The sequence below is a fragment of the Pseudomonas sp. Pseusp9 genome, assembly GCF_059491265.1.
Window position 1 is genome coordinate 917,254 of record NZ_CP168500.1, and the last position, 16,338, is coordinate 933,591.

Genomic DNA, 16,338 nt, shown 5'->3' on the forward strand with positions numbered 1-16,338 from the left:
ACCTTGCAGGTCGGGGGCATCAATGAATACGACTTCATGCGTAGTAGTGGTCGGTTACAACGGCAATCGCGTGCACGACATCCAGAAACTGCGCGAGTTGTGCAAGTCGCTCTACAACGCCAGGCTCATCCTGCTGGTCGAGAGGGTTCAGCCCCATGACGATCAGGTGGCCGATCACGTCTGCAGCACTTCGCTGGCCGAGAAAGATGTGGCGGCATCCCTTGAACTGGTGGTCGGATGCCTGAATGCCGACAGCTGGAAGTTGATCGGCGTTCTGCCGTTCTCCGATCGTGGTGTGTTGCTGGGTGCCGCGCTGGCCAGTCACTTCGGTCTGCCAGGGATTACCACCGGCGAAGCCCGGGCGGGCCTCGACAAGCAGATCTTTCGCGGGCTCGAAGCGGCGGCCGGCACCTCCCCGGAAGAATACCGGCCGGTGTTTTCCGCGCGGGTCGAAAGCCTGCCGGAACTGCGCCAACGCGTCGTCGAACTGGGTGGCAAGGCCTTCATCAAACCCGCGTGCGAAGGCGCGAGCCGGGGCTGTCGCGTCATCCATCACCCTTCGGAATGCGATGACGCCTGGCTCGCCCTGAAACCTTACCGCGAAGGCGGCATCGTCCTTGAAGAGCTGGTGCAGAACGCCCGCGAATACAGCTGGGACTACGTGGCCGGCAGCACCTGGGTCACGGAAAAAACCACTACCGAAGGCGCCTATCGCGCAGAGATCCAGCAAGTCGTGCCCGCACCGCTTCCGGCTGAGTTACAGACGCGTTTGATGGCAGCCGGTCGGCATATGTCGTCTTTGGTGTCCCAGGACAATGGTGCCTGGCACAACGAAGTGTTCCTGCGCAGCGACAACCTGACCTCCGCCGTGGAAACCAACATGCGTCCCGGCGGCATGCACATCTGGGACCTGGCCAGACGCGCTTTCGTCAATTTCAATCCGTGGGAACGCTGGGTGCGCTGGGCGGTGGAGGGCAAGACCGAACAGTACCAGCCAGTGGCTCGCGGCTACTGCGGCATTCGCCTGCTCAAGGCACCGGCCGGTGGCATCCTGCGCGCAACGCCTGACATCGAGGCCCTGGCCCGCGCACTGCGTATCGACCTGGTGGAGGGGCAGTTCGCCAAGCGTATCGGCGACTCCGTCAGCGCGCTGGTCAAGGACAACTTCTCATTCATCGGCCACATCGTGTTGTTCAACCAACACTACGGGCAACTGAGCAACGATCTGTTGCGTCTGGCCGAGGCGATTGAGTCACGCACTGAGGTGACTTGCCTGGCACCGGCCACCCGCGCGGTGTGTTGAGCCAGCAAGCAGCCGTTTTTTGCATTACTGATCAAGAGGGTTCGATCGATGATCCAGCACATGACCTGCGATGAACGCTTCATCGCCCTGGCCAAAGAGTTTGGTTACGACATCTACGGCGAAAACACCGCAGGCGGGCATTACGCGCCGCTGATCCGGCATCACGATGAGCTGTACATCAGCGGCCTGGTGCCGCGCATGAATGGCAAGATCCATTACCCCGGCCGCGTCGGACTGGACCTCAGCATGGCCGATGCACAAGCGGCCGCCAGCATCAGTGCGATGCGCGGGCTGGCGTTGATCGTCGATGCCATTGGTTCGCTGGACAAGATCAAGTCATTGATCCGGGTAACGGTCTATGTAAAGTCCACGGCGGATTTTGTCGATTTGAGCGAAGTGGCCAACGGCGCCTCTGATGTGTTCAGTCATGTGCTGGGCGATGCCGGTAAACACACGCGCACCACAGTCGGTGTTTATCAGTTGCCCAAGAATGCCGCGATAGAAGTGGACATGATTGCAGCGTTGCGTCCATCGGTTTTATAAGTTGCTTCCCGACTTTACAGCGCTGAACCGTTAACTTAAGGTTCAGCGCTAAAGTGTGGGGAATAAGAAGAAGGGGCGTGCGAGTGGATAACTTTCAAGGTGCGTTTTTTTCATATAAAGACTTTCGTCAAAGCCTGCACCATCGAACGCCAAGTCCCAAGGTATGGAAAGGCACCGAACTAGCGGGCATGCGCCAGGCCCTTGAAGCCAGTGACGTTGATATTGTCGCGTTGGCTCACGACAAAAGCATTGAAGGCTGTGAAGTGACGCCTGGGATGGCGATCGCCATGCAATGGCTGAACCCCGGTGTGACGCTCAACGGTCATGCCCATTCCTGGTGGCATCTGTTCGTTATCCAGTGCGGCAGTGGCATGTTGACTCTCGGCGATGCCGACGGGGTCGAGGTCAGCAGCGGCGACGTGTTGCTGGTGCCGGCCTGGACCCGACATGGGTTCGTCAACACCAGTAAATTCGAGCCTCTGGCGATGCTGAACATGAGCAACATGCCACAAATGGCACTGCTCTCGAACTTTGCCGACAGCCATGGCCTGATTACCACCCAGGCGTAATTTCCCAGCGCATCAGCCAAGGGAGCCAACCATCGTTGGCTCCCTTTTTTGTTTTTCAGACCTGCCCCGGTATCGCCTTTTGCAGTGGTATTGCCGGGGTCCTGGCTGCGCGTCCGCCGGTGGAAAACAACTTTTCTGTATCGATTGAAACAGGCAAATTCTGTATCTATCCAGCCTTCTGTCAACTAACTACGATCACTTCCAATGCACGTTAAACCCTGCAGTCAGTGAATGGAGTGTTCTATGGAAAACAGGAAGCTAAAACTGTATGTCGGCGCTGATTATGTCAGCGCTTTTGCGATGTCGGCTTTTGTGGCGCTCAAGGAAAAGCAACTTTCATTTGAACTTGTTACGGTGGATCTAAAGGCGCGCGAAAACTATATGGCGAGTTATCGCGATCTTTCGCTGACATGCAAAATTCCAACGTTAGTTCACGAAGGTTTTGCCTTGTCGGAATCATCGGCGATTGCCGAATACCTTGATGAACTCTCCCCCGGGCATAAAAAACTCTATCCGCAGGGCATCCAGCAGCGCGCCCGTGCCCGTCAACTGCAGGCCTGGTTGCGCAGTGACTTGCTGGTGGTGCGCAAGGAGCGCCCGTTTGACCTGGTCTATTTCGGTAAAAAAAATGTGCCCCTTAGCGCCAATGCCCAAGCCGCCGTCGAGCGCCTGTTCTTCGTTGCCGACCATTTGCTGGAAGAGGGCGCCGAGCATCTGTTCGGTGACTGGAGCATTGCCGACACCGACCTGGCAATCATGCTCAACCGACTGGTTGCCAACGGCGACCCAGTGCCGGTACGGCTCGCGGCATATGTGCGCCGCCAGTGGGATCGCGACAGCGTCCGGGCGTGGATGGACATAGAGCGCAAAGCGCCGGCCATCGCGTAACAACACTCAGGGCAATCACCAGGAGCGTGGCCATGCAAGGACTGTCGGAGCACGAACGCTATAAACCCTATAACTCACGCACCATCCGCGACTCACCTTACTGGCACAAGCTGACGCCGGCGTTGCAGGAGGCCATGACCGTAGTAGCTCGTGTCATGCCGTTTCGCACCAACGAATACGTGTTGGGCACGCTGATCGACTGGAACAACATCCCCGACGATCCGGTTTTCCGCATGACCTTTCCCCACAAGGACATGCTGCTGCCGGAGGAATATGTCTCGCTCAAACAATTGATCGAGCAGGATGACAGCGCGGCGATCAAGCGTCGGATCGAGGCGATCTGGTTGCGCATGAATCCTCATCCGGCCGGGCAGTTGACCCACAACGGTGTCACCCTGAACGGCAAAGTCCTGCCGGGCATCCAGCACAAGTACCGCGAGACCGTGCTGTTTTTCCCCGGTGCCGGTCAGACCTGTCACGCGTATTGCACCTTCTGTTTCCGCTGGGCGCAGTTCATTGGCGAAGAAGAACTCAAGTTCAACGCCCGTGAGTCCCAGGAACTGCTGAGTTACCTGAGGGTGCACACCGAAGTGACCGATGTGCTGATTACCGGTGGCGATCCGATGATCATGAACACCCGTTCACTGGCCGGTTACATCGAACCGCTGCTGCAATTGCCACAGCTGAAGAACATCCGCATCGGCACCAAGTCAGTGGCGTACTGGCCGCAGCGTTTTGTCAGCGACAAGGATGCGCCTGAGCTGCTGGACCTGTTCCGGCGAATCGTTGCGGCGGGGAAAAACCTGTCGATCATGGGGCACTACAACCACCCGGTGGAGATCCGCCCGGCCATCGCCCGTCAGGCCATCGAGCGCATTCGCTCGACGGGCGCGACGGTGCGCATGCAGGCGCCGGTGATCCGCCACATCAATGAAAACCCCGCCGACTGGGCCGCGCTGTGGACCGAAGGCGTGCGGCTCGGGGCCGTGCCGTACTACATGTTCGTCGAGCGTGACACCGGCCCCAGCCACTACTTCGCGATGCCACTGGCCCGGGCCTTCGAAATCTTCCAGGCGGCGTACCGCACGGTATCCGGGCTGGCGCGCACGGTGCGCGGGCCGTCGATGAGCACCTTCTACGGCAAGGTGTTGATCAACGGCATCGAGACCGTCGCCGGGGAAAAGGTCTTCGTCTTGCAGTTCCTCCAGGCACGCAATCCGCATTGGGTGTTGCGCACGTTCCATGCGCGCTTCGATCCGCAAGTGACGTGGTTCGACGACTTGCAACCGGCATTCGGTGAGCGTTCGTTCTTCTTTCAAACCGAACTCGGTGCCATGCCGGAATTGATACCCGTGTTGCTGGAAACGGCGTAGGAAAATTCATGAACAATGGGGAGATATGGAGATGAGCAGTATCCCGTTTGATCAGCGCGAGGGTGTTATCTGGCTCGACGGCGAGTTCGTCAAGTGGTCCCGGGCGCAGTTGCATGTGCTGACCCATGGCCTGCATTACGCGAGCACCGTGTATGAAGGCGAACGGGTCTACAACGGCAAGGTCTTCAAGCTGCGCGAGCACAGCGAGCGCTTGTATCGTTCGGCGCAATGGATGGACTTTGCCATCCCCTATGAACTGGCGGAACTGGAAGCGGCAAGTCTTGAACTGTTGCAACGCAACAAGGTGGTCGACGGTTATCTGCGCCCGGTGGCCTGGCGCGGCAGTGAAATGATTTCCACCTCGGCGCGTTTCAACCGCGTGCACGTGGCTATCGCGTGCTGGCAGTGGCCGAGCTATTTCGATCCGGCGGCGCGCATGGCCGGCATCCGCTTGAAAACCGCGAGCTGGCGCCGCCCGCCGCCGAGCAGCAGCCCGTTCCAGGCCAAGGCATCCGGGCATTACCAGATCGCCACGCTGAGCAAGCACGACGCCGAGAACACGGGTTACCACGATGCGCTGATGCTCGACTGGCGCGGCCACGTTGCCGAAGCCACCAGCGCCAATGTGTTCTTCGTCAAAGGCCGGACGCTGCACACCCCGCTGGCGGATTGCTTCCTCGACGGCATCACCCGCCAGACCGTGATCGAGTTGGCCAAGGCGCTGGATTACCAGGTCGTCGAGCGCACGATTTTGCCTACGGAGCTTGGCGACTTCGATGAGTGTTTTCTCACCGGCACCGCCGCCGAAATCACTCCGGTACAGAGCATCGATGAGCAGCGCTATCGACCGGGTGACGCCTGCCGCGACTTCATTGCCGCTTACACCTCAACCGTAAGCGCCTGATCACCTGCCGGGAATTTCACCATGTCAGATCAAGGGATTGTTGCGTCTCAACCTTTCATTTCGCTCGGCCATCGTCATGAAGAACTGTCGACGGCGGGCTGGACGGTATTGACCCCCGATGAATTCGCCGATGATGTCGTAGGCACCTTGCAGGAGTTCGGTCAGATCATTCCGCAGTTCAACGGCCAGACGGCCTTTGCCATCACCCGCAAGCCGGGTTACGAAGACTTGCCGTATTCCCAGAGCATGAACGGCATCGGCCCGCACACGGAGGCGCCGGTATACGGGCCGCCGCCGCGTTATCTGGCGTTGCATTGCCATAAACAGGCCACATGCGGTGGCGGGCACACCGGATTGGTCGACGGTTATGAATTTCTCAAGTCCCTGGAGCGCAGCGAACCGCAACTGCGTGAGTGGCTGGATGACACACCGGTAGAATTCGTCGCCACTGCCAAACCGGGCGAACCGGGACAACGACGGGTCAAGGAGTACATCCTCACGCCGACAGAAGACGGGGATATTTTCCGCTTCAGCTACAACCAGTTTCACTACGGCGACGTGAACCCGTCCAAAGAAGCCTTGCAGCAATCGCAGGTCACCAACAGCAGTTCGCCGCTGGCGAAGTTTGCCGTGCTTGGCGAAGCGTACTTCGTCGAACACAACGTTCCGGTGCTGATTCCCGACGGATGCCTGCTGATTTGGGATAACTGGCGGATGATTCACGCCCGCAGTCGTTACACTGACCCGGCGCGCAACCTGACCCGCTATTGGCTGGCCTGATTTTTCCGTCGCCCTACATTCTTTTGGCGTACCCCTTGGCGGGTACGCGCCTTACAGGTATCGCGTCATGCAAACAGCAATCGAGATCGCCCAGGTCGATCATCAACTGATCGTGCGGCTCAACCAGGCCTGGACCAAGCGCGCCACGGTGTGTTCGCCGGACAGGGGCCAGGTGGAAGAAGTGTTCGACCCCGCGCGCCCGGACTACCCGGAGTGCATGGTGCCGTTCTTCCATCATCCGAAATTCCAGGCCTTGAGCGACGAGCTCAAGAGCTGCGTGGTGACCTGGGGCTGGATCGGCTACAACCTGCGCACCGTCACCGCCGAAGAGCACGTGGTCAACCCGGCGCTGAGCGTCATCGCCAAGCAGTATCTGGGCAAGGATGACTGGCACTTTCGCGAGGCCATGCAACAGACCCTGGTCGACGAGCATTACCACACACTGATGCACCTGCGTGCTATCGAGCGGACCAAACTGGACCGGGCGCTGGACCAGGATCTGGATCTGCCGCCGTCCGTCACTTACCTGCGCCTGAAGGCCCTGCATGCCGAACTGCCAGAGCAATGGCAGCGCGATCTGGCGGCGATCACTTTTGCGGTGGTGGCCGAGATCAGCGTCAACGCCTATCTGGACCTGCTGGCAGATGACCAGACCATTCAGCCGCAGAACCGCCGCGTAGCCGAACTGCACAACCGCGACGAATATGCCCACAGCAAGGTGCTGGCCGAAGTGGCGAAGGTCATGTACGCCAACATGCAGCCCACCCAGCGGGAATTTTTCGCACGCAACCTGTCGGTGGCGCTGAGTGCGTTTATCGCTCAGGACTACTCCATGTGGGAGGCGATCCTGACGCAGCTCGGGGTCGAGGATGCGGCGCTGATCATTGCCGACACCCGCGAGAGCAACAGGAACGCGACCATCATGCGTGACTACAGTGGCCTGCATAAATTGGCCCATGACCTGGGGATCAGCGAGCAGATCGATTTCGATTTTCGTCCGACCCTCAAAACCACGACGGCCGCCTGAATCCGGAGGTGCTTATGTCCACGCCTGTGTACGAAGTGTTCGCCATCCGAGTCGGTGCCAATACCCAGCGCACCGCCAGGGAGAATTTTCTCTACGACGCCTGCTGCGGTGATCCGAATGCGCCGATGCCACTGGATTACTACTTCTGGGTCATCCGCAACGAGCAGCAGGTGATCGTGGTCGACACCTGTTTTCAACCGGCCACGGCGCACCGGCGCAATCGCCAGATGTATCGCCTGCCGGAAGAGTCCCTGCGGCAACTGGACATCGACCCGGCGCAGGTCGAGCACCTGATCCTGACCCATTTGCATTGGGATCATGCCGGCAACCTCGGGCTGTTCCCGAAGGCGACCGTGCATTTGCAGGAAGCGGAGCTGCGTTTCTGCACCGGGCCGAAAATGCTCCATCGCACGGTAAATAAAACCTACGAGGTCGAGGACGTGATGTCGGCACTACCGCCGCTGTTCGAAGGGCGGATGCGTTTGCACAGTGGTGTTGTCGAGGTCGTGCCGGGCGTGACCCTGCACCCGGTGGGCGGGCATACGCCCGGCAGTCAGGTGGTGCGGGTGAACACTGAGCGCGGCTGGATCGTGCTGGCCTCGGATGCCGCGCACTTGTGGGTCAACATTCGTCAGCGCAGTCCGTTTCCGATTCTCGATGACCTGGCGCAAACCCTTGAAGCGTTCACCGAGATCGATCGCTTGGCCGATGGCGAACACCACGTCATCCCCGGCCACGACCCGCTGATCGCCGAGTGTTTTCCACACTGGAATGACGACCCACATATCATTTGCCTGCACCAGCCACCCATCTGAAACCACCCGTAAAACCTGTGGGAGCGAGCCTGCTCGCGAAGGCGTCAGTACATTCAAAATTGACGTGTCTGGCACACCGCTTTCGCGAGCAGGCTCGCTCCCACAGGATTACGGTTAACCCTGATGTTGGAGCAAGCGGCCCAAGGTCTGCACGGCCTCATCAATCCGCGGCGAATACGGCGCACCACAACCCATGCGCACAAAGTGATCGAAACGCCCGGCGTTGGAAAAGATATCCCCAGGGGAAATCTGGATGCCGACCTTCAGCGCTTCTTGAAAAAACGCCATCGATGAATACCGACGAGGCAATTCCACCCATAACAGCGTGCCGCCTTGCGGGTGGGTGACGCTGGTGCCGATGGGAAAATAGCGGCTGATCGCCGCGCTCATTTGTTCGCGTTGTACGGTCAGGGTTTTCCTCAACCGCCGCAGGTAACGTTCGTAGGACGGTGTGCGCATGAATTCGCTGACGGCCAGTTGCGATAACGCCTCGCACCCCCGTGACTGCGTATGCTTGAGCATCTCCACGCGGTCGTGCCATTTGCCGGCGCTGATCCAGCCCAGGCGCATACCCGGTGCCAGGGTTTTGTTCAACGAGGCGCAATAGATCACGCTGTCGCTGCGGTCCCACTGTTTGAGCGTGGACAGCGGCTGCTCGGTGTCCACCAGGTCGCCGTAGGTATCGTCCTCGATCAGCACGGTGTTGTGCTCGGCACACAGTTTCACCAGCCGAGCCTTGTTGGCGTCGGGCATGATGCTGCCCAGCGGGTTTTGCAGGTTGGGAATGACGATCAATGCCTTGACCCGTTCCGGGCCTTGCAGCAGCAGTTGCAGGGCCGCCAGATTGAGCCCGGTGTGGGCCGAAGCCGGGACCTCCAGCACCCGCAGGCTCAGGCTTTCGAGAGTTTGCAGCAGGCCGTAGAACGTCGGCGACTCCACGGCCACGGTGTCACCGGGGCGGGTGACCGCACGCAGGGCTAGGTTGATCGCTTCGGTGGCGCCGTTGGTGATCACGATCCGCTCGGGGGCCAGGTGAGTCTTGCTGGCCAGTGCCCGCCGGGCGAGGATGCTGCGCAATGCGCTGTTGCCGCAAATCGGGCCCGCAGTACCGAGCAGGCTGGCGTCGTAGCGCAGCGACTTGATCATGTTGTCTTGCAAGGCCTTGAGCGGATAAAGCTCCGGCGCGCAGTAGGCGCTGGCGAAATTGATCTTGATCGTCGCGCGCTGACTGGCCTTGAGCACCGTTGAGACCTGTTCATGAATGCCGACGTAGGCGCTGCTATCCAGTGCTGGCGCCAAGGCAATCGGGGCAGGCCTGGGCGCGGTGTCGGGCTGGCGAATGTAGTTGCCGGAACGCGGTCGGGCTTCCAGCACACCGCAGTCTTCCAGTTCACGGCATACCTGCACGGCGGTCGACAGGCTGACGGCATGTTTTTCCATCATCAAGCGGATCGAGGGGAAGCGTTCACCGGTTTTCAAGGTGCCGCTGCGGATGGCGTCCAGGTAGTGGTTGGCCAACTGGCGATACAAGGGGGTCGTGTTCATGAAGACCTCGGCAGTTGCACCACTGAGGTCTGGGCTGGAAAGTGAGTTGACGCTCCCCGCAGGCGGACCCGTGGTGCTCATGGGTGAAGGGAAGTGGTGTTCTGCGTCGATACTGGAAGAGTAATGGCGGATTTGCCCGAATCACGGGCAATAAAAAGCCCCGCACGGATGGCGGGGCTCTTGAGTCAGTCCCTGAGGACCTTGTGGCGAGGGACGCCTTACTGCGCGGCGATGCTGTAGCCGTCGAACGCGGTCTGTTGCTGCAGGGCGGTGATGATGTTCTTGCGGTTGACCGCTTGCTCGGCGCCGCTGTTGTCCAGGAACGTCTCGCTTTCCAGTTCCGCCTCTTCGCCTTCGCCAACGAAGGTGAAACCGAGGAATTCCAGGGCCTCACGGTCGACATTCAGGCGCGAGCGCGGGGTGCGCAGCGGCAAGGTGACACTCATGCCGTCCTTGCTGATGGTGAACACTTCGACTTCCTTCTTGGCCTTGGCCGCTTTGCTCTTGCCGCCGCTCGGGTTGCTGATGGCCTGATGCGTCTGGTTCAACACCTTCAGGGCCAGGCCGTAGACGATTTCCTGGAACGCCGGGTCGTCCTTGAAGCTGGACAGGATGCGGCTGATCGGGAATTTGCTGCTCAGGTCTTCGAGGGCGGCGATGTCGGCGGCCTCGGCGTCCTTGAGCTGCTTGAGTTGACCCATCAGTTCGTAGGCTTTGTCATCGTCGAAGCTGTCGTGGGCCTGACGGATCGCAGTACGCAGTTCGCGGATCTGCTCGCTTTCGCGGGTGGACTGGAAAGCGTCCAGCACCATCTCGCTGATGGTTTTCGCCTGGGGTACGTGTTGTGAAAGATTGATGGAGTTTTCGTATTCCGCTTTGGACGACAAGGTGACTACGGATTCAGCGGTGTTGGAATCGGACATTGAAATTTCACTACTTCTTTGAACTTGAATAGGGGCGAAAAAGCCCGGGGGCTTTTTCAGGCCGACTAATCTATTGGACCGGGACGGTGTTGTCACGGATCAACGGGCGGCTGGTCATGTTTTTGCCTATTACGATGGACGCTGACAATAACGCGATCGCTCTGGCCCCCTGTAGGAGCGAGCCTGCTCGCGATGGACGTCAACGATAACGCTGGCAGCCTGACGCCCCGCGTTGTTCTGTCGTCCATCGCGAGCAGGCTCGCTCCTACAGGTTGAGATCAGGAATGCTGCAGCTTCTGCGCCCGTTTATCCGCCAGGTGTTGCACCACCAGCCGCCCGATCAGCACCAGCAATGTCAGCGAGATCAACAACACCGAAATCGCCGCGACGCTCGGGTCGACGTTATCGCGCAGGCCACTCCAGATGCGCTTTGGCAGGGTGTCGACGTTCACGCTGGTGACAAACAGCGTCACCGCGACTTCTTCCCACGACAGGGCGAAGCCCAGCAGGGCGGTGGACGCCAGGCCCAGCTTCAGGTTCGGCAAAATCACCATGAACGTGGTCTGCATCAGGCTGGCCCCGAGGTTGCGCGAGGCCAGTTCGATGCGCCGGTCAATCTGGCTCAAGGCAACCAGCATGGTCACCACGCCGTACGGCACCACCATGATCACGTGGGCAATCACCACACCGGTCAGGGTGTCGTAGCCCATGCCGGGTGCGAAACGACCGAGCCTGGTTTCCATGAAGTACAGCACCAGCGCGGAAATCACCGGCGGAATCGCCATCGGCAACAGCACCAGGCCGATCAAAGCCGTGGCCAGTTTCGAACGCATGTACCAGATGCCGAGGCTGAAGCTGGCGGCCAGCAAGGTGGCGATGAGGCTGGTGGCGAAGGCGATGGTCAGGCTCTGGCTGATCGCGTGGAACCAGTCCGGGTTACTGACCAGCGCTTCGTAGTGGCGCAGCGACCAGTTGCCTTCGGGCATCGACAGGAAGCGTTTGCTGGTGAAGGACACGGGAATGACCGTCAGCAGCGGGAACAGCATGAAGGCCATGGCGACCACGGCCAGCAACCGCGTACTCAGGCTTGTGCGATGGGTATTCATAGTGATCTCAACCTACCAGTCGGTTCACGCGGGTCATTTTCAGCAGCACCCAGATCAATGCGCTGACCAAAGCCAACAGCACGACGCTCAGTGCAGCACCCAGACCCCAGTTGCTGGTCTGGAACATTTGCAGGAACACGTATTCGGCAATCATCACCGTTTGCCCGCCACCCAACAGCACCGGGGTGATGAAGAAGCCCAGGCAGAACACGAAGACCATGATGAACGCGCCCAGAATGCCCGGCAGGGTCTGCGGCAGCAGCACTTGCCAGAAGGTGCGCAAGGCACCGGCACCCAGGCCGCGAGACGCCATGAGCACACGTTGATCGAGCTGACGCATGGTCGACAGCAGCGGGAACACCGCATAAGGGATCATCACGTGGAGCATGCCGATGACCACGCCGATTTCATTGCGGCTCAGTTGCAGCGGCTGATCGATCAACCCCATGTCCATCAGGCCGTTGTTGAGCACACCGTTGCTGCGCAGGGCGATCAGCCAGCCGAAGGCCCGCACCAGCACGGAAATCCAGAACGGAATGAAGATGCAGATCTCCACCACGCGCTGCCAGAACGGCGGGCTGAACACCCAGCAGTAGGCCAGCAGATAACCGATCATCAAGGCCAGGCCACTGACCGTCAGGCACAGGCGCAGGGTGCGCCAGAGCATTTCGTGGATCGCCGGGTCGGTGGCGATGCGCTGGTACTGCTCGATGCCTGGAGCAGGCAGCGAGAAGCTCCAGCCGACCACGCCGAGGAACGGCAACACGTAGAACACCAGCAGCAATACCGGCAGCGGAAACAACAGCAAGCCGCGCTCCAGCCCCGGCGAACTGAACCGGGGTCTGGGGCTGGTCAGGGTTGTGGTCAGGGTCGTAGTCATGGTCGATGGCTCACTTGGACAACCGCGTCAGATACTCTTCCAGGGCTTTGGAGTAGTTGTCGGCGTACCACTGGGCGTTGAGAGCGATCTGTTTTTTCAGGTTTTCTTCGGAAGCACAGTTGGCTTGCAGTTGCTTGGCCGACATCAGTTTTTCCGTGGCGCTGTTGGATGGCCCGTTGCCCAGCAGTTCGAACAGTTTGAGCTGGCCTTCGGGCTGCAAGGCTTGCTGGATGAACTGCATGGTCGGCTGCGTGCCGCCCGGGTTGCCGTTGAGCACCGCCCAACTGCTGGAGTTGATGAAACCGTTGTCGAAGCTCCAGCGCACGCGGTTGTCGGTGTCTTCGCTGAGCAGCTTGGCGCGGGTGTGCCAGATCGCACCCACCGACACTTCGCCGTCGACCATCAGTTGCTGGCTCTCGGCGCCCGAGCTCCAGAACGACAGCACGTGAGGCTTGATCTCGTCGATCTTCTTCATCGCTCGTGGCACGTCCAGCGGGTACAACTGGTCAGCCGGAACGCCGTCGGCGAGCAGGGCCGCCTCGAGCATGCCGTTCATCCATTTGTACAGCGTGCGCTTGCCGGGGAATTTCTTCACATCCCAGAAATCGGCCCAGGTCTTCGGTCCGTTGTCGCCGAATTTGGCGCTGTCCCAGGCCATGACGTAGCTGAACTGGTAGCTGGCGATGCCGAAATCGGAGGCGAGCGCCGGGGCCACCTGATCGCGCTTGATGGTGCTGTAGTCCAGTGGTTGCAGGATCTTTTCCCGGCCCAGCACGATGGCGCTGTAGCTCTCGACGTCGACCACGTCCCAGCTTGGTTGACCGCTGGCCAGTTGCGAGCGGATTGCACCCTCGGTCGGGCCGGCGCCGTCGATGCGCACCTGGATGCCGGTGTTTTTGGTGAAGGTGTCGGTCCATGCCGAGCGGAACGCATTCAGGGCATCGCCGCCCCAGTTGACCACCACCAGCGGCTTGTCCGCCGACCAGCTGATGCCGCTGCGCAGCGCCAATGGCACCGCGGCCAGCAGGCCCATGGCCTGGATGAAGGTGCGACGGTTGATCTGACCGTCACGGGCCTTTTCGATAAGCACTTCGATGCAGTCTTGTTGGTGATCCTGGCGCATGGGCAAGTCCTCAAGCAGCGAGTGTCGCAGCGGACACCGGCCTTTTTTGTTGTCATTAAGAGAGAGCTTTGTGACGCAAGTTTTTGCCGGTTCAGGCCTGTAGCAGGAAGCTTTGCTGCACGGGCCAGCTCAGCCACACCGGAGCGCCGCCGGGCATCGACGCGCCCGGGTGATTGCCGGGCACGGACAGGTTGATCGGCAGCGTGTCGCCGCCAACCTTGAGCGCCAGATGGGTACTGGAACCCTGGTAGACCTTGTCGGTGAGTTGCGCGGGCATGACGTTGTAGCCATCGCGGGTCGGGCACTCGCTGTGCAGTTCCATGTGCTCGGGGCGCACGGCCAGCACGATGGGCGCCTGGCTCAGTGCGTTCGGGGCCTGGGCATGCAACACGCTGGTGCCGCAGCGGCCGCTGGCGGTCTGGCCGTTGCGGGTCAGGTTATCCAGCGGGAACAGGTTCATCTTGCCGAGGAACTCGGCGACGAAACGGCTTTCGGGACGGTTGTAGATGTTTTCCGGGGTGTCGACCTGAGTCAGCTTGCCGTGGTTGAAAATCGCGATGCGCGAGGACAGCGCCAGGGCTTCGTTCTGGTCGTGGGTGACGAATACGAAGCTGGTGCCGACCTGACGGTGGATGCGTTGCAACTCGGTTTGCAGCTGTTCGCGCAGGTTCTTGTCCAGTGCCGACAGCGGCTCGTCGAGCAGCAGCAATTCCGGCTCGAACACCAGCGCCCGGGCAATCGCCACGCGCTGCTGCTGGCCGCCGGACATCTCGGCGGGCTTCTTGTGCATGTGCGCACCGAGGCCGACCACTTCCAAGATGTGTTTGACCCGGCGGTTGCGTTCTTCGGCGGGGACTTTGCGGATGCGCAACGGGTAGGCCACGTTGTCGGCCACGCTCATGTGCGGGAACAGCGCATAGCCCTGGAACACCATGCCGAAATTCCGCTGCTCGGCTGGGCGCCTGATGATGTCGATGCCTTGCTCCATCAGCTTGCCCGAGGTCGGGCTGAGGAAACCGGCCAGTATCATCAGCAAGGTAGTCTTGCCCGAGCCGGACGGACCCAGCAGGGTAAGAAACTCGCCTTGGCGAACGTCGAGATCGACGTTGTCCAGCGCCGCGAAACGGCCGTAATACTGGCTGATACCTTGAGCGCTGAGCTGAATCGCTGAATGGCTGGACACAATGAGGTTCCTCTTTTTATTGCCCACATGACGTACGAGGACGGATGCAAATCCGACATGGGCTTTGGGCTCATTATTGTTAAAAATATCGCTACATCAATGGAATTATTTTGCCCTTATTGGTTAGTTAAATTACTCAATACCAACCCTGCTCGCGATGGTCGCTAACGATTACGCGTGAAATCTGGCACCCCGCGGTGCGTCGGATTTTTTCGCGAGCGAGCTCGCTCCTACAGGGGAGGGTGTGCTGCCAGGTCTGCAGGCAGGCCCTGTGTAGGAGCGAGCCCTGCTCGCGATGGTCGTCAACGATGACGCGGGAAACCTGTCACCCCGCGGTGCGTCGGGTTTTTTCGCGAGCAGGCTCGCTCCCACAGGGCATGCGGTGAGTTTTAGAGGGTGTCCTGCCAGGTCTGGTGGGACGATTGGAGCTGCGTCTTGACCCAGTTGCCGAAGGCCTGGACCACTGCGCGGTCAGCCTTTTGCGGGTCAGTGGCCAGGTAATAACCACGGTGCAAATCGATGCTGATGTCGAACGGTCGCACCAGCAATCCCTTGGATAACGCATCGCCGCTGATCAGGTTGTCGCCGATGGCGATGCCCTGGCCGGCAATGCAGGCGGACTGTGCGCAGTGCGCATCGGAGAACAGGATGCCGCTCCCCGCGTTGACCCCGGAAGCGCCGGCGGCGGTCAGCCACACGCGCCAGTCCGAGTAGTCGGTCATGTGCAGCAACGGGTAGTTGCTCAGTTCCTGCGGGCTCTTCAGGCCGCTCAAGGCGTTGATCAGACGCGGGCTGCACACCGGGAAGAAACGCAGTGCCACGATCTCTTCAACGATCATCTCCGGCCAGTCGCCAATCCCGTAGGCGATGAACAGGTCGACGGCCGGGTTGTTGGTGTCATCCGGCGTACGGGGCGAGATCAGCTGGAGTTGCACTTGCGGGTATTGGCGTAGAAACGCACCGATGTGGTGGCACAGCCAATAGGTGGCGAACCCCGGCGCGCAGCTGACGCACAGCCGCCCGGAGATTTCCTGGTCGTCGACCAACTGCCCGGCATCGAGCAGGTTCAACAGAATCCCGTGCACTTCCCGCGCATAACGTTCGCCCTGCCAGGTCAGGCCGATACCCCGGCCAATACGCTCGGTCAGGGCAAAACCGACGCACTCCTCAAGCTTGCTGATCTGGTGACTGATGGCGCTGCGGGTCAGGTTCAGTTCACGGGCCGCGACCGACACGCTGCCCAGGCGGGCAACCGCATCCAGCGCGCGAAGGGCTGTCATCGAAGGAAAGCGCATAAATCATCCCGTTATTGTTTTGGCTGGCCTATATGGTGACGTAAATCGAACAGTCAGGCCAAAAAAAATCGATTGTTGTAT

The 16,338-nt window shown here is 60.1% G+C and carries 16 protein-coding genes; 9 read left to right on the forward strand and 7 right to left on the reverse strand.

Annotation, left to right across the window (positions count from 1 at the left end):
- Positions 1 to 22: 22 nt before the first annotated feature.
- The 9 genes from ACEN8E_RS04045 to ACEN8E_RS04085 all read left to right on the forward strand — a co-directional run bounded on the left by ACEN8E_RS04045 (position 23) and on the right by ACEN8E_RS04085 (position 8,202).
- A complete protein-coding gene (locus tag ACEN8E_RS04045) occupies positions 23 to 1,303 on the forward strand; it encodes an ATP-grasp domain-containing protein (RefSeq protein WP_495591527.1) in 1,281 nt (426 codons plus the stop codon).
- Between the two features lie 48 nt (positions 1,304 to 1,351).
- Positions 1,352 to 1,846: a RidA family protein gene (locus ACEN8E_RS04050; protein WP_046040191.1), complete on the forward strand. Its 495-nt coding sequence runs from the start codon at positions 1,352 to 1,354 to the stop codon at positions 1,844 to 1,846.
- Between the two features lie 83 nt (positions 1,847 to 1,929).
- Positions 1,930 to 2,415 carry a cupin domain-containing protein gene (locus tag ACEN8E_RS04055; RefSeq protein ID WP_495591528.1) on the forward strand — a complete coding sequence of 162 codons (486 nt, stop codon included), beginning with the start codon at positions 1,930 to 1,932 and terminating at the stop codon, positions 2,413 to 2,415.
- Between the two features lie 243 nt (positions 2,416 to 2,658).
- A complete protein-coding gene (gene yfcF / locus ACEN8E_RS04060; protein ID WP_495591529.1) occupies positions 2,659 to 3,303 on the forward strand; it encodes a glutathione transferase in 645 nt (214 codons plus the stop codon).
- A 32-nt stretch (positions 3,304 to 3,335) separates the two neighbouring features.
- Positions 3,336 to 4,676: a KamA family radical SAM protein gene (locus ACEN8E_RS04065; RefSeq protein WP_495591530.1), complete on the forward strand. Its 1,341-nt coding sequence runs from the start codon at positions 3,336 to 3,338 to the stop codon at positions 4,674 to 4,676.
- Between the two features lie 31 nt (positions 4,677 to 4,707).
- Positions 4,708 to 5,580, forward strand: coding sequence for a branched-chain amino acid aminotransferase (locus ACEN8E_RS04070; protein ID WP_495591531.1), 873 nt, complete (start codon positions 4,708 to 4,710; stop codon positions 5,578 to 5,580).
- 21 nt (positions 5,581 to 5,601) lie between these two features.
- Positions 5,602 to 6,360 carry a TauD/TfdA family dioxygenase gene (locus tag ACEN8E_RS04075; protein WP_495591532.1) on the forward strand — a complete coding sequence of 253 codons (759 nt, stop codon included), beginning with the start codon at positions 5,602 to 5,604 and terminating at the stop codon, positions 6,358 to 6,360.
- Positions 6,361 to 6,427: 67 nt separating this feature from the next.
- On the forward strand, positions 6,428 to 7,387 hold the full coding sequence (locus ACEN8E_RS04080; protein WP_495591533.1) for a diiron oxygenase: 960 nt from the start codon (positions 6,428 to 6,430) through the stop codon (positions 7,385 to 7,387).
- A 14-nt stretch (positions 7,388 to 7,401) separates the two neighbouring features.
- The gene (locus ACEN8E_RS04085; RefSeq protein WP_495591534.1) at positions 7,402 to 8,202 is read left to right on the forward strand and encodes an N-acyl homoserine lactonase family protein; all 801 of its coding nucleotides are present in this window, start codon (positions 7,402 to 7,404) and stop codon (positions 8,200 to 8,202) included.
- Between the two features lie 114 nt (positions 8,203 to 8,316).
- Here the strand turns inward: ACEN8E_RS04085 and ACEN8E_RS04090 are convergent, their stop codons facing one another.
- The 7 genes from ACEN8E_RS04090 to ACEN8E_RS04120 form a co-directional block, all read right to left on the reverse strand.
- Positions 8,317 to 9,747, reverse strand: a complete 1,431-nt coding sequence (locus ACEN8E_RS04090; RefSeq protein ID WP_495591535.1) for an aminotransferase-like domain-containing protein — start codon at positions 9,745 to 9,747, stop codon at positions 8,317 to 8,319.
- Positions 9,748 to 9,965: 218 nt separating this feature from the next.
- The gene (locus tag ACEN8E_RS04095; RefSeq protein WP_495591536.1) at positions 9,966 to 10,670 is read right to left on the reverse strand and encodes a hypothetical protein; all 705 of its coding nucleotides are present in this window, start codon (positions 10,668 to 10,670) and stop codon (positions 9,966 to 9,968) included.
- Between the two features lie 278 nt (positions 10,671 to 10,948).
- Positions 10,949 to 11,776 (reverse strand): ABC transporter permease, encoded by an 828-nt coding sequence (locus ACEN8E_RS04100; RefSeq protein ID WP_495591537.1) that lies wholly within the window; start codon positions 11,774 to 11,776, stop codon positions 10,949 to 10,951.
- Positions 11,777 to 11,783: 7 nt separating this feature from the next.
- A complete protein-coding gene (locus ACEN8E_RS04105) occupies positions 11,784 to 12,656 on the reverse strand; it encodes an ABC transporter permease (protein ID WP_495591538.1) in 873 nt (290 codons plus the stop codon).
- Positions 12,657 to 12,666: 10 nt separating this feature from the next.
- Positions 12,667 to 13,779 (reverse strand): ABC transporter substrate-binding protein, encoded by a 1,113-nt coding sequence (locus tag ACEN8E_RS04110; RefSeq protein ID WP_495591539.1) that lies wholly within the window; start codon positions 13,777 to 13,779, stop codon positions 12,667 to 12,669.
- A 91-nt stretch (positions 13,780 to 13,870) separates the two neighbouring features.
- Positions 13,871 to 14,962: an ABC transporter ATP-binding protein gene (locus tag ACEN8E_RS04115; RefSeq protein ID WP_495591540.1), complete on the reverse strand. Its 1,092-nt coding sequence runs from the start codon at positions 14,960 to 14,962 to the stop codon at positions 13,871 to 13,873.
- A 389-nt stretch (positions 14,963 to 15,351) separates the two neighbouring features.
- Entirely contained in the window at positions 15,352 to 16,257 is a 906-nt protein-coding gene (locus ACEN8E_RS04120) for a LysR substrate-binding domain-containing protein (protein ID WP_495591541.1), read from the reverse strand.
- Positions 16,258 to 16,338 lie beyond the last annotated feature (81 nt).

Excerpts from the sequence above, each read along its gene's own strand:
- ACEN8E_RS04085 (WP_495591534.1), top strand. The coding sequence starts at position 7,402 with ATGTCCACGCCTGTGTACGAAGTGTTCGCCATCCGAGTCGGTGCCAAT.
- ACEN8E_RS04100 (WP_495591537.1), bottom strand. The coding sequence starts at position 11,776 with ATGAATACCCATCGCACAAGCCTGAGTACGCGGTTGCTGGCCGTGGTC.
- ACEN8E_RS04080 (WP_495591533.1), top strand. The coding sequence starts at position 6,428 with ATGCAAACAGCAATCGAGATCGCCCAGGTCGATCATCAACTGATCGTG.
- ACEN8E_RS04070 (WP_495591531.1), top strand. The coding sequence starts at position 4,708 with ATGAGCAGTATCCCGTTTGATCAGCGCGAGGGTGTTATCTGGCTCGAC.
- ACEN8E_RS04075 (WP_495591532.1), top strand. The coding sequence starts at position 5,602 with ATGTCAGATCAAGGGATTGTTGCGTCTCAACCTTTCATTTCGCTCGGC.
- ACEN8E_RS04110 (WP_495591539.1), bottom strand. The coding sequence starts at position 13,779 with ATGCGCCAGGATCACCAACAAGACTGCATCGAAGTGCTTATCGAAAAG.
- ACEN8E_RS04090 (WP_495591535.1), bottom strand. The coding sequence starts at position 9,747 with ATGAACACGACCCCCTTGTATCGCCAGTTGGCCAACCACTACCTGGAC.
- ACEN8E_RS04065 (WP_495591530.1), top strand. The coding sequence starts at position 3,336 with ATGCAAGGACTGTCGGAGCACGAACGCTATAAACCCTATAACTCACGC.
- ACEN8E_RS04095 (WP_495591536.1), bottom strand. The coding sequence starts at position 10,670 with ATGTCCGATTCCAACACCGCTGAATCCGTAGTCACCTTGTCGTCCAAA.
- ACEN8E_RS04045 (WP_495591527.1), top strand. The coding sequence starts at position 23 with ATGAATACGACTTCATGCGTAGTAGTGGTCGGTTACAACGGCAATCGC.
- yfcF (WP_495591529.1), top strand. The coding sequence starts at position 2,659 with ATGGAAAACAGGAAGCTAAAACTGTATGTCGGCGCTGATTATGTCAGC.
- ACEN8E_RS04050 (WP_046040191.1), top strand. The coding sequence starts at position 1,352 with ATGATCCAGCACATGACCTGCGATGAACGCTTCATCGCCCTGGCCAAA.
- ACEN8E_RS04120 (WP_495591541.1), bottom strand. The coding sequence starts at position 16,257 with ATGCGCTTTCCTTCGATGACAGCCCTTCGCGCGCTGGATGCGGTTGCC.
- ACEN8E_RS04105 (WP_495591538.1), bottom strand. The coding sequence starts at position 12,656 with ATGACTACGACCCTGACCACAACCCTGACCAGCCCCAGACCCCGGTTC.